Raw genomic sequence first — 13,225 nt, 5'->3', positions numbered from 1 at the left:
TGGCGGACTTTTCAAGGATGAGATAGTACCGATTATGATCCCCCAGAAAAAGGGAGACCCGATTGCCTTTGCTACAGATGAAAGACCAATGGAGACCAACGCAGAAAAGATGGCAAAGCTGAAACCCGCATTCAAAAAAGATGGAACAATAACCGCTGGCAACGCATCAGGTATCAATGATGCCGCAGCCGCCATGCTGGTTATGTCTGCAGACAAAGCAAAAGAGTTAGGGCTTAAACCGCTTGTTAAGATTAAATCATATGCAACAGCAGGTATAGACCCGGCTTATATGGGCCTTGGCCCTGTACCGGCAGTAAGAAAGATAATGGCCAAAGAAAAATTATCCATCAATGACTTCGGCACAATAGAGCTTAACGAGGCATTTGCAGCACAGGCAATAGGCTGCATGAGAGAACTCAAATGTGACCCTGCAAAGGTAAACCTTGTTGGAAGCGGTATCTCAATAGGGCATCCAATAGGCGCATCAGGTGCAAGGCTCCTTGTTTCGCTCATCAGCCAGATGAATAGAAAAGGCGATGCACTTGGCATTGGAAGCCTCTGCATAGGCGGCGGTCAGGGCATTGCAATGGTGCTGGAACAGGTGTAGGATTCAAAATTCAGGATATCAGATTTCAAATTTCAGATTTCAAATTTCAAATTTTAAATAAAAAGGAGGCCCTTAATTCAGGGCCTCCTTTATTTTTCTACACAGGAGGGTATTACATGGAAAAAAAGTGGCCCGATTTGTCCCCTGATGAGAAACGGGAGAAAAGATTCAAACGCTGGCTTTCTCCCGCGGATATCAAATTTATCACCCTTGATGCTGAAAAGCTTTATAAAGAAAGAGTACAAAGGATTATTGATGCCATAAAATTAAAAGAGCCTGACAGGGTGCCCTCTTATTGCGGTACAGGGCATGCACCTGCCCGCTTTTCAGGATATACTGTAAAGGATGTGATGTATTCGCCTGAAAAACTGAAAAACGCCTGGACCAGATATATGAATGAGGTAGAGCAGGACTCTCTGCCCACACCCAATGTCAGGAACGGTTATATATGGGATATGGTAAGACCAAGGTCATACAAATGGGCTGGTAACGGGCTCCCTGATAACTGTTCTCCCCAGTATGTGGAACTTGAGCTTTTAAAGGCAAATGAATGGGACCGGTTTATGGAAAACCCATCTGATTTTCACCTGCGCACATATCTCCCCCGCGCATGCGAGATAGCCAAGCCACTTGAAAAGCTACCACCCATCCAGTCTATCGGCTCTTTTGGCTCGGGCTTCGGGGCATTTGCCGACCCTGAGATACAATCGGTATTTGCTGTTTTCAACAAGGCTGGTGAACATGAGAGGGAGTGGGGAAAGGTCCTTAGTGAGGTGGATATGACAGGTAAGGCAATGGGGCTTCCCACATTCTATGTTTTAGCGAGAGGTGGTGTACCTATTGATACCATCGGGGCCTCACTGAGGGGCACTGTGGGTACAATCAATGATATGTTCCGGCAACCTGAAAAGCTCATTGAATACATTGAAAGAGAGATGCCCAATGCCATCCGCTCAATAGTTGAAACAGCGGATATAACAGGAATACCATGCATGTATATGCCGCTTCATCGCGGTGCAGACAGTTTCATGTCCGAAAAGCAGTTCCTGAAATTCTACTGGCCCTATCTTAAAAAGGTGGTCGAAGGGCTGGTAGCCGAGGGGGTTGTGCCTGTACTTTTTGCTGAGGGTGCTTATAACTCACGGCTTGAGATTGTAAAGGATCTGCCAAAGGCATCAGTAATCTGGCATTTTGACCAGACAGATATTAAAAGGGCAAAAGATATCCTTGGCAGCTCTTCCTGCATCATGGGAAACATACCTATCTCCATGATGGTAACCGGCACGCCCTCTGATGTTAAGGCCCGCTGTAAAACACTTATAGAAACCGCTGGGAAGGAGGGCGGATATATCCTTGCGCCGGGGGCCGCCTCCGATGATGTTAAAAAAGAAAATGTAAAGGCAGTACTGGAGGCGGCAAAGGAATACGGGGTATACAGAAAATAATCCTTGCATATTTTGAAAAGCATGTGGTAACCTTCTGTTTAAATTAAACGGACTTTATTGGGAATCAACAGATGAAGAACTTTTCAGGCAGAACAAACAGCTATTATTACTATTACTACGCCTTTGGTCTGCCTGCAGCCGGTTGATTCAGTCTTAAAATATTTAACGATCCAGAAAGCTGCAGGAAGAACCTTCCTGCGGCTTTTTTATTTTTGGAGGTAATACCTTGGAAAAGATAACTGATATTTATGTTGAATCATATACCCCTATCCTTCCTCCTGATACATTTATCAGGGAGCTGCCTATTTCACAAAACGCGATTGACACAGTCAGCTCTTCAAGAAAATCAATCAGGGATATACTGGATAAAAAAGATAACAGGCTCATGGTGATAACCGGCCCCTGCTCAATACATGACAGGGAGTCAGCCCAGGATTATGCCCGTAGATTGAAAACGCTTATTAAAAAGGTTGAGTCCAGGTTTTTTATTATCATGAGGGTCTATTTTGAAAAACCCAGGACCAGCATCGGGTGGAAGGGGCTTATAAATGACCCCTGCCTGGACGGATCATGTGATATTGAGTCAGGCTTAAGGGCAGCCAGAGGGCTGCTGCTTGATATAACCGGTATGGGAGTTCCTGCTGCAACAGAGATGCTGGATACAATAAGCCCCCAGTATATTGCAGACCTGATATCATGGAGCGCGATCGGTGCAAGGACAACAGAGTCCCAGACGCACAGGGAGATGGTAAGCGGGCTTTCTATGCCTGTAGGTTTAAAAAACGGCACAGACGGGGATTTAATGATTGCTGTTAATGGCATGAAGGCATCGGCCTCACCGCAGAAATTCATCGGTATTGACAGTATGGGACGTACCAGCATTGTACACACAAAAGGGAATCCCTACACCCATATTGTTTTAAGGGGAGGTATGCGCCCCAACTATGACTCTGTGAGTGTTAACAGCACCATTGCCCTTTTAAAGAAAAACAGTCTCCGGGATTCCATAATAATAGACTGCTCACATGGCAATTCATCAAAGGATTACAGGATGCAGCCACGGGTGTGGCAGGATGTAATCAATCAGCGCATGGACGGTAATGACTCCATAACAGGGCTCATGCTTGAAAGCAATATACACGAGGGCAGTCAGGCAGTTGGTGATTCACCTGAGAATATCAGATACGGGGTATCAATAACTGATGCCTGTATATCATGGGAGATGACAGAGGAGTTAATAATGTCCACATTTAATTACCTGGAACAGCACTCAGGTAATGGTATAAGGTTTAAAATTTAATATTATACAGGGATAATGCTGGAAAATATGTACCATGAAATTTCAAAAAATATTTCGCTGGTATAATATCCCTTTATATTCCAGATTAATTCCTTTGTTTTAGAAGAAGACAAAAAAATAAATAGATGGGGCAACTATGGATAATCAAACAAATAATGAACTTGAAAAATCACGGGACAGGATTGATCAGATTGATTTAAAGATAATCGACCTACTCGCAGAAAGACAGGCAGAGGTCGAGAAGGTGATAGAGATAAAAAAGAAAAGCAACCTGCCTGTCCGCCATCCAGCCAGGGAAGAGGATATGATATCAAGTCGAAGAGCCTTGGCAAAGGAAAAGGGGCTTGATCCTGATTATGTGGAGGAGCTTTTCCGATCGCTCCTGCGTCAGTCAAGGGTTGAGCAGACAGAGTCAAAATCAGAAAAAGGTGTTAAACCGGATGCGACTGTGCTGATTGTAGGCGGCAAAGGGGGCATGGGCAGATATTTCGCCCAATGGTTTAATAAATCAGGATACATTACAAGGGTACTTGGTCGTAATGACTGGGATAAGGTTGAATCTTTATGCGATAGAGTTGACCTTGCCATAGTAAGTGTACCTATTGAAATCACTTTATCTGTTATAGAAAAGCTTACGCCATACCTGCCGAGTAATGCAGTTCTCGCTGATCTTACCAGTATTAAAAAAGAGCCTGTGAGTGCAATGATGAGCACACATAAAGGCCCTGTACTGGGGATACATCCGCTCTTCGGACCTTCAACATTCAGCATGGATAAGCAGATAATTGTAGTGACACCAGGCAGATATGAAGGGTCATGTAAATGGGTTATTGATCAGATGTCAGAATGGGGGGCCATTACAGTCAGGTCCAGTGGAGAAGAACATGACAGGATCATGGCGGTTGTGCAGGCATTAAGGCACTTTGCCACATTTACTTTTGGCAGGTTTTTATTCAGGGAGAATGTTGACCTGTTCCGCTCACTGGAGTTTTCAAGCCCCATATACCGGCTTGAGCTGGGCATGGTGGGCCGCCTTTTTGCCCAGGCCCCTGACCTCTACTCGGGGATAATATTCGCTTCAGATGAAAGGCGCTCCCTGTTAAAGGAGTTTATCACCTCCATAACAGAACTGACCAGCATGGTAGAAAAATCTGACAAGGAGGAGTTTGAAACAGAATTTAAAGAGATAGCCACCTGGTTCGGCCCCTTCAGCGGACAGGCATTAAGGGAAAGCAGTTTTCTGATAGATAAGTTGATTGAGAGATTTTAAAATAGAGGGGTCCAGGGTTCAAGGGAAGAAAGGACAAAAAGATCACAGGATGCCTATTATCTAAAATGGCCTGACAGGATGGTTTCCATTCCTCTATTACAGGCAGGCACCCCTGAAAAGGTGCGTGAACACAAAAAAGGATGCGTGAAATATTCGAAAAAACGGCGGTTTTATAATGGCCGCAGGGTCAGCCATGTATTACAGTGACAAAGAGCTCGTGAGGGTGTGGGTGGAAGCCACTAAAAAGTTTGGACGATGCTAACGAATCTTTATATTTAACCACGGAGGACACGGAGCTTTTTTTCAAAATCAAAATCAAAATCGCAATCGAAATCGCAATTGAAATTGACCCCAATAGCCATTTATCATAGAACAAGAGGTGCACAGTTTCCGGTGTACGGCATGGGGTTTAAAGTTATTGCTTTTCCGCAGACCTCAGACCGTAAACCGTTGATTATTAGGAATACAGCTTTTTCATCATCCAAGCCATATTTTCGCCTAACACCTTCATTGTCCTTAACCCCTCTTCATCCTTTTCCACCTCCCCCTTTTCACGGCCAATACCCATATTCCAGTAACTGGAGCCTGGCACCATCATCTCTGTGATAAAAAAGAAGTGATTAAGGGTATCAAATACATGGGTACTCCCTGCCCTTCTCACAGCAACTACTGCGGCACCGGTTTTACGCCTGAAACACCTGTCGTTTGCGAATGAGACAAATCCTGCCCTGTCAATGAGCCCTTTCATCTCTGATGTAACATCTGTAAAATAGGTGGGTGAACCCAGAATAATGCCATCTGCCTCAGCCATTTTTGCAAAGACTTCATTGAAATCATCATTAAATGTGCAGCGCATGTCCTTATTCTTAAAACATCCCATACATGCCTTGCAGCCATGTATTGATTTACCTGAAAACTGATAGAGCCCTGTTTCAATCCCCTCTTTCTCAAGGACATCAAGGACTGTCTTAAGCATTATGGCTGTATTTCCGTCCTTACGCGGGCTGCCGTTTATAGCTAGAACCTTCATGTGTAATCCTCCTTAGAAATTAATGAATATCAAGAACATCCCTCACATAACCATCTATCATGCTCTCTACACCCGGCTTTATATCTTCAAACTGGATTCCAAAATATAAACCTTCAGAATCACTGTTCACACTTTTTATAATCCCCTTAAAATTCTGTATGCCTTCAAACCCCAGCAAGGGGAAGGATATCCTGATAGGTTCATTTATAGTCACCTCCCGGATCAGCTCCGGGATGGACGATATCCTGAAACGAGTCCCGCTCCGGCTGATCTCCATTACGAGCCCCTTGATCTGCCTTTTGTTGATTTCCATGGTGGCAGGTATAAAGCAGCTTACACGCTGCGCCTTCCTGATATTGAGGCTCTCCACTGTTTCAGGATATGATAGAAAGGTAATCTTATAGGGCTTATCAACAGAACCTATGGCCTTTGTCTTGAAACCATACACATTGCCAAGGTAAACATACCGGACAATAAAAACAGTGCCTTTATCTATCTGATTTCTAAATCTGGTTGGTATCTGCATGCGCACCATCAGATAATCCGGGGACTCAATGCCTACCAGGATGGACCTGAATTTTTCTTCCATCCCCTCTATCTGCATGGTTAATTCGATTCCAAGCACCAGTGCAAGTTTTTCTTTTTTTTCCATAGCATCTTCTCTTTTAATGGTCGGGAAAACAGTGAATTCAGTTTGAACAGGTTGACTATATTTGCAATTTTCTGCTATTTCAAGAGTAGATTGCTGGAAAAATAGTTTTTTGTTATTATTTTTATATCAAACGAATCTGATTTTTTTAAATATTAACTGTAGCTGAAGAAAGGAGGAATTACTATGACAGGTTATAAAAAGATATTGTTTCCTACTGATTTGGGTGAGGAATCAAAAAAGATCGCTGAACATGTGAAGCTGATGGCAGAAAAATTCGGGGCTGATATTGAAATAGTATATGTCGCAAGTGTAGGACATTATTACAATACCCTGGATATGCCTGTTGCAGGGCTTGAGCACTTTGAGACTGAGGTTGTGTCCGCTGCAAATAACCAGATCAAGAGTTTTGCTGAAGAGGTATTTGCAGGGATGAAGGTAAAAACACAGGTGTTATCAGGGAATCCTGCTGAAGAGACAGTTGAATATGCAGAAAAAAATGGCATTGATCTTATTATTATGGGCCACAGCAGGGCGGGTCTTGAAAGGATACTGCTTGGGAGTGTTGCGCACCGTATTTTAAAACTTGCACCTGTACCTGTTATGATTGTAAGGGTATAAAGATAAATCTCTCTGTCTCCGGCCAATTCTGATAAGGCCGGAGACAGGGGATCTTTTATTTTATACCTTTGGCACCTTTAGCTTTATATCTTTATCAATGCCTGAAATAACCTCTATATTAATGCTGTCTGAAATACCTGTTTCTATATAACGTTTTTCATACTGCTGAGGAGCTATTTCAACCTCAACAAAGGTCTTGTTATCTTTATCAAACTGGAGCACAGACTCATTTACTGCAAGGACATGCTCCTTTTTATCCAGAACGATATTTGCCGTAGCGCTGTAACCTGCCCGAACAAATATATTATCAACCAGATCAACATCTGCCCTTACCGGGAAAAGGATAGCACCGTTTTCCTCAACCCCTTTGGGTGAAATATGTTCAAGTGTGGCATTAAATTCCACATTATCTATTGCCCCTATGCTAATAAGGAGCTTCATACCGATCTTAATTTTTCCAACCTCTGATTCATCCAGCTTCCCCTCAAATATCAGGTCATTCATATCTGCCACCGTTGCTATGGTTGACCCTGCATTGAATGAATTGCTCTGTATCACTGTATCCCCTTTTTCTACAGGCACATCAAGTATCATGCCATCCATGGTTGAACATATGAGGGTATTTGTTGTGGTGGTGTTCTTTGCAACACCCCTCTTGATTATCTCAAGATTATTCTCCGCAGCCTCATACTCCGCCTTTGCGTTTTTATATTCCGCCTCGCTCCTGTGATAATCCTGTTCAGTTGTTATCCCCTCTTTAAAGGTCTCCTTCTGCTGCCCAATGTTCCATTTCTCATGATCATACTTGATCTTTGCCTGAACAAGCCTCGCTTCCGCGGCATTCAGCTCCTTCATCTCAGGTATAATCTGTACCTTTGCAATAGGGTCATCCTTTTTTACCATCTGCCCCGGTTCCACATAGACCTCCTGCAGTATACCCGGCACCTGCGGCTTTATTTCCACCTCCTTGCGCGGCTTAATAGACCCTGTTGCCACTGTCTTTTTCACAATATCAGTAATGAAAGGCTCCACTGTTTCAAATACAACCGGGGGCTTCTTCTCCTTTGCTGCCAGGTAGACAAAAAGGGAGACACCACCAGCTAAAAGGATTACGACTGTCAGAGTTATAAAAAATTTTTTCATATTCAGACCTTTCTTTATTTTAAATTTCTGATCTCAAAGCATCAATGGGTTTTATGGCTATGGCGCGTCTTGCCGGCAAAAACCCTGCTATGGCCCCGGATATAATCAAAATAACAAGGGCCAGCGTTACGACCTTTAAATCGACTTCAGGATTGTGAAAAAAGACAGTCTCTATCTGGCCTTTACGCAGGATATAGGCGATTGATTCAACCAGCCCTGCCGAGAGAAGCAGACCTGTATAACCCGCTACAGTATTTAAAAAAATTGATTCTGTCACAATTTGCCTGATTATTCTTACTGGTGTTGCGCCCAGGGCCCTTTGAACACCTATCTCTTTTGTCCTTTCCTTAACAATAACAAGCATTATATTGCTTGTGCCTATCACCCCGGCAAAGAGTGTCAATGTACCTACAATCCACGAGAGGATGGCGATACCGGCAAATAGATTATTTAGTTCCTGAAGTTCCTCCTCAACATTGTCAGAGCCAAAGGCAAGGTTATCATCAGGTGATACCTTATGCCTTTTTGCAAGAAACTTTTTCATCTTTTCTTCAAGTGCCTTTGCCTGAATGCCCGGCCTGGCCAGAACCGCATAATATCCTACAATATTACCCCTATTCTGTGTTTGCTGAAGAGTAGTAAAAGGCATTAGAATGGTTTTATTCTGGTTGTCACCGCCGTTATTCGGAGGGCGTCTGGATTTAAATACCCCCACTACCTGAAAGTATATCCCGTTTATTTTAAGGTATTTACCCAACGGCTCTTCATCAGGTTCAAACAGCACCTCACGAACCCTTTGCCCTATAACAATAACCTTTCGCCTCTCTTTCAGATCCTTCTTATTGATAAACCTGCCGGAAACCCCGGTCAGAGGTTCAATTCTGAGATATTCGGGGGTATCGCCCATAATCCTGAATGAATCACTCCGGTTATTGCGGGATATCTCTACATCTCCGCCCCTGTAGTTCAGCCTTGGCGCCAGTACCTCTATTTCATGAATGTTATCAAGCAGGGCCTGGGAATCCTCGTTTGTAAAATTCCAGTAACGACCCCTGTCAAATCCCTTGTTTGGTATTGTCGTAGAATTTGTCCATATAAAAAGGCTGTTAAGGGCAAGATCCCCTGTCCCGTAAAATATGCCGTTTTTAAGACCCCTTCCTGCCCCGAGCATTACTACAAGCATGAATATGCCCCAGAACACACCGAAGCCTGTAAGCACCGTGCGGGTCTTGTTTTTCTTAAGGATATGGAAAACCTCCTGCCAGAGGTCTCTGTCCAGCATCTTTATTCATCCCTCAATGCAACAATAGGTTTGATCCGGGCAGCCCTTCGGGCCGGGAAAAACCCGGCCAGCAGACCTGCTGCTATCAAAAACAGTGTTGCGGTAGCTGCGATCCTTATATCGGCCTCCGGATTATAAAAATAATTATTTGCAGGCATTTTTGTCCTTATGAGTTCAAGCAGGCCGGTTCCAAAAAGAAGACCAATGAACCCTGACAGGGATGTAATCAATATAGACTCCTGCATGATCATCCCTATAATTGAGCGGGGCCTCGCACCCAGCGCCTTTCTTATGCCTATCTCCCTGGTACGCTCCTTTACCACGATGGTCATGATATTGCTCACCCCGACTATACCCGCCACAATGGTCATGATGCCTATTACCCAGACAAACATCCTTATTGAATTAATGATAGTCATGTACCTGCCCGCCTGCTCCACGCTATTTGATATATATACAGCCCTTTCATCTTCAGGATCAAAGTTATGTATCCCAGATAACAGAGAGCGGATATTTTTTTCGATCTCCACCGATTCCTTAACAGATGAAGAGACCGGAATAGTGAGACAGAGATTTGAAATATTCTTTTTGCCGCCGCATATTAACTGGGCCGTTGTGATCGGTAGACCCACAACCTGATTGTTATTCTGATCCTTGTCTTTACATACACCTACAACCCTAACATAAAAGCCATTGACAATAATGTATTCACCAATCGCCTCTTTATGATTGAAAAGCTCTTTTTTAACCTCCTCAGTAATTATGGCGACCTTCCTTTTATGAATAATATCAAGGTTATTTATCGGTCGACCCTGGATAATATTCACCTTATCAATAGCCAGATAATCGGGATACACTGAAATAACCTGATATTTAAGTGATTTTCCTTTATAGGCCACATAATTCTGGCCGGGCAGGTAAAAACGCGATGATATGAGTTCCACTTCAGGTATATTCTTTCTGATCTGCTCATAATCCTCATTTGTAAGCCTGGTATATCTTCCGGGTTTCAGGCCTTTATAAGGTTTTGTGGTCTTGCCGCCCCATATCCACATGCTGTTTATAAGAGAGTTTGAAAAACCCTTTCTCATGGCATTTTCAAAACCGTTTCCAGCTCCCAGCAGTATGATAAGCATAAAGATACCCCAGGCCACACTGAAGCCTGTCAGAACAGCACGGAGCCTGTTTTTACCAAGGATGCTGAATATCTCCTGCCAGGAGTCAAGGTCCAGCATAATCTATACCTCTTCCTCCTTTTCAACGATAATACCATCCTTCAGCCTGATAATCCTTTTTGTCATGCGGGATACATCACCTTCATGGGTGACGATGATTATTGTCACCCCTTCATCAGAATTAATCTCCTGAAGCAGTTTCATTACCTCAATGGATGTGTCGCTGTCGAGCGCACCGGTAGGCTCATCAGCCACTATTACCCTGGGTTTTGTGATCATTGCACGGGCAATGGCTATCCTCTGTTTCTGACCGCCGGAGAGTTCGTTCGGGGTATGATCAGCCCACTCCAGAAGGCCCAGCTTTTCAAGATACTCCATGGCCAGCATGTTGCGTTTTTTCCTGCCGACATTCTGGTAATAGAGTGGAAGCGCCACGTTTTCCATGGCATTCTTGAAGCTGATCAGGTTGAATGACTGGAATACAAAACCGATCATCCTGTTTCTAAAATATGCGGCCTTTTTTTCATCGAGGTTTAATACATGTGTCCCGCCCAGCCAGTATGCACCTGTATCATAATTATCAAGTATTCCGATTATGTTAAGGAGTGTGGATTTACCTGAACCTGATGATCCCATGATGGAGACAAACTCACCCGCCTCTATATGCAGATTTATACCCTTAAGCACATGAAGAGGGCTGCCGTTAAAATATGTCTTATGTACATTTTCCAGTTTTATCATGTAAAGAATCTTCCGGTTTTTGAAATAGTAGGCAATTACTTTAAAAGCCTGTAAAGCAGAAAGCGTGCCATAATTAATATTATTTTTTTTGATACATATCAATAGGTTAAAAGTGAATAAAAAGCAACACCTAAAATATTAAGCCAGATTTTAGCTGTATAATCCTCAAGCTGGATTTATAGGCCAATACCTGAGTCTATAAAAATGGTGACAGTTGATAGCTGAAAGCTGAAGGCTGAAGGCTGAAAGAGGAAAGCTCAATACAGAACCAGCCTCTTTATGGATGAGCACTAGATTATTGACATAACCCATTTTATCCAATAGAGTCTTCTTCCTGTAATCGCATTCTTACCGCAAAACCACATCATTAAAGGAGGGGAGTTATGTTTAAGAAGTTTCATTATGTAGCTGTTTTTTATGTTTTTTTAATCCTTTTTGTTACATGTGTTATCTCCTGTACCAAAAAAGAGGAGACAGTGACCCAGAAGGCCGAAGAACCTCTGATAACCCTGTTGAACCCTGCCCTGTCAACCGCCTTTGCTGAAAGGGCGCCCCTTGCGCCCCGCAATGATACCCTTGAAGGTAAAACCATCTACCTGGTTGATCTTCAGTGGGGCGGCCCTGAGGCAGGCTACTCTGTTTTCGAGGAGATGAAGGAGTGGTTTAATAAAAACATGCCGTCGGTCAGGGTAGAGGTAAGGAGATCAAAGGGCGGCTGGATGGGCGATGATCCTGATCTCAGGGCAGAGATCGTTGCAAACGCACGGGGTGCTGTTATCGGCATTGGCGGCTGACACGGATGTGTGTCGGTCGTGAGCCGATTTGCGAGATCCCTTGAAGAGAGCAATATTCCTACAGTCGGTGCCTCAGGAATAAACGTAGTAAAATTTAAAGACTATAATGTTAAATATGCCAATGGCATGCCTATCAGGTATGTTGCTTTTCCTTTCCCGGTTGCAGGGCAGCCAAGGTCTGTACATAAGGCGTATGTTGAAGGGAAAGACCTCTTGAGCGATAAGCCCATGATGCAGGCCATTATAGATGGACTTACCCTGCCATTAACTAATGATGAGAAATTTGCAGGTATGCCGCGGGGCGCAGAACCTGAACCGCGCCTCCTTGCGCCTGATACAGAGGATAACCTGAGAAGGCTGTTTAATGAAAAGGAATGGACAGATTTTAACCCGATCATCCTTCCAACTGAAGAGCGTGTGGCAAAGATGCTTACAGGCACGAGCCATAAACCTGATGAGATCGTGTGTGAATATGGCTCCCGCAAAATGACAGTTGAAAAGTCTGCTGTTTATGCGGTCATGGCTGGTGCCACACCAAAATACTTCCCGACCATTCTGGCGATATGCAGCAGGGCTAACAGCTTTGGCAATTCCACAAGCTCTGCGGCCAACATGATAGTTGTAAACGGCCCCATAAGAAAAGAGCTTAACATGAATTCAGGTGTTGATGCCCTTGGCCCATTCAGCGAGGCCAACTCAATACTTGGCAGGGTCTTTACTATCGCGGGCAAGATCATGGGTGATCTCAGGCTTAATGAGGGGGCATATTCAACCCTTGGAAGCAACCTTCAGTACAACAATATATGTTTTGCAGAAAATGAAGAGTCTCTTCCTGATGGATGGGAGCCCCTGAGTGTGCAGCTTGGTTTTAAAAAGACAGACAATGTTGTAAGCATAGGCATGGGGTGGAGTTATATCTCAAGCGTTGGAGAGGCACAGATAAGCCATCCGCCGCAAATGATGTTCCGTGATTACATGCGTTCCCTGGCAGGTATGTCAGCCACAATTATCATGGACCCGACTGTGGCAAAACTGCTCAAGGATGTTCATGGTTTCAATACCAAGGATGACCTGAGCAAGTTCCTGTCGGAAAATGTCGAGGTGGCTGCGGAAACCTACTGGGGAAACGGGGTTAATACCACAGCATTTAAACCCATGGCACTTCAGG

At 43.9% G+C, this 13,225-nt stretch carries 13 protein-coding genes; 7 read left to right on the top strand and 6 right to left on the bottom strand.

Translation table 11 applies throughout. The features are described 5' to 3' along the window. The 4 genes from GX654_01875 to tyrA all read left to right on the top strand — a co-directional run. On the top strand, positions 1 to 607 hold a 607-nt coding region (locus GX654_01875), incomplete at its 5' end, for an acetyl-CoA C-acyltransferase (protein ID NLD35595.1). A gap of 116 nt (positions 608 to 723) precedes the next feature. After that, on the top strand, positions 724 to 2,052 hold the full coding sequence (locus GX654_01870; protein NLD35594.1) for a hypothetical protein: 1,329 nt from the start codon (positions 724 to 726) through the stop codon (positions 2,050 to 2,052). A 226-nt stretch (positions 2,053 to 2,278) separates the two neighbouring features. Then, positions 2,279 to 3,352 carry a 3-deoxy-7-phosphoheptulonate synthase gene (locus GX654_01865; protein NLD35593.1) on the top strand — a complete coding sequence of 358 codons (1,074 nt, stop codon included), beginning with the start codon at positions 2,279 to 2,281 and terminating at the stop codon, positions 3,350 to 3,352. A gap of 136 nt (positions 3,353 to 3,488) precedes the next feature. Then, positions 3,489 to 4,622 carry a bifunctional chorismate mutase/prephenate dehydrogenase gene (gene tyrA, locus GX654_01860; GenBank protein ID NLD35592.1) on the top strand — a complete coding sequence of 378 codons (1,134 nt, stop codon included), beginning with the start codon at positions 3,489 to 3,491 and terminating at the stop codon, positions 4,620 to 4,622. Positions 4,623 to 5,079: 457 nt separating this feature from the next. Here tyrA and GX654_01855 read toward each other — a convergent pair whose 3' ends face one another. Beyond that, positions 5,080 to 5,652: a flavodoxin family protein gene (locus GX654_01855; GenBank protein ID NLD35591.1), complete on the bottom strand. Its 573-nt coding sequence runs from the start codon at positions 5,650 to 5,652 to the stop codon at positions 5,080 to 5,082. Between the two features lie 19 nt (positions 5,653 to 5,671). Further along, the gene (locus GX654_01850; protein ID NLD35590.1) at positions 5,672 to 6,304 is read right to left on the bottom strand and encodes a flagellar brake protein; all 633 of its coding nucleotides are present in this window, start codon (positions 6,302 to 6,304) and stop codon (positions 5,672 to 5,674) included. A 183-nt stretch (positions 6,305 to 6,487) separates the two neighbouring features. Here GX654_01850 and GX654_01845 point away from each other — a divergent pair, with 183 nt between their 5' ends. After that, entirely contained in the window at positions 6,488 to 6,922 is a 435-nt protein-coding gene (locus GX654_01845; protein NLD35589.1) for a universal stress protein, read from the top strand. 60 nt (positions 6,923 to 6,982) lie between these two features. Here GX654_01845 and GX654_01840 read toward each other — a convergent pair whose 3' ends face one another. Genes GX654_01840 through GX654_01825 form a run of 4 tightly spaced genes read right to left on the bottom strand, consistent with a single transcriptional unit; the run spans position 6,983 to position 11,263 of the window. Then, complete coding sequence (locus tag GX654_01840; GenBank protein ID NLD35588.1) at positions 6,983 to 8,065, bottom strand: efflux RND transporter periplasmic adaptor subunit; 1,083 nt, start codon at positions 8,063 to 8,065, stop codon at positions 6,983 to 6,985. Positions 8,066 to 8,084: 19 nt separating this feature from the next. Then, positions 8,085 to 9,347 (bottom strand): ABC transporter permease, encoded by a 1,263-nt coding sequence (locus GX654_01835; GenBank protein NLD35587.1) that lies wholly within the window; start codon positions 9,345 to 9,347, stop codon positions 8,085 to 8,087. Between the two features lie 2 nt (positions 9,348 to 9,349). Next, positions 9,350 to 10,582: an FtsX-like permease family protein gene (locus GX654_01830; protein ID NLD35586.1), complete on the bottom strand. Its 1,233-nt coding sequence runs from the start codon at positions 10,580 to 10,582 to the stop codon at positions 9,350 to 9,352. Between the two features lie 3 nt (positions 10,583 to 10,585). After that, entirely contained in the window at positions 10,586 to 11,263 is a 678-nt protein-coding gene (locus tag GX654_01825; protein ID NLD35585.1) for an ABC transporter ATP-binding protein, read from the bottom strand. Between the two features lie 383 nt (positions 11,264 to 11,646). On the opposite strand from GX654_01825, the gene GX654_01820 reads away from it, so the two are divergent. Beyond that, positions 11,647 to 12,057: a hypothetical protein gene (locus tag GX654_01820; GenBank protein ID NLD35584.1), complete on the top strand. Its 411-nt coding sequence runs from the start codon at positions 11,647 to 11,649 to the stop codon at positions 12,055 to 12,057. 18 nt (positions 12,058 to 12,075) lie between these two features. Beyond that, positions 12,076 to 13,225: hypothetical protein (locus GX654_01815; protein NLD35583.1), on the top strand; the 1,150-nt coding region annotated here is incomplete at its 3' end.

The sequence above is a fragment of the Desulfatiglans sp. genome (assembly GCA_012513605.1).
Classification (GTDB): Bacteria; Desulfobacterota; DSM-4660; order Desulfatiglandales; family HGW-15; genus JAAZBV01.
This window is presented reverse-complemented; position numbering and strand designations above follow the sequence as displayed.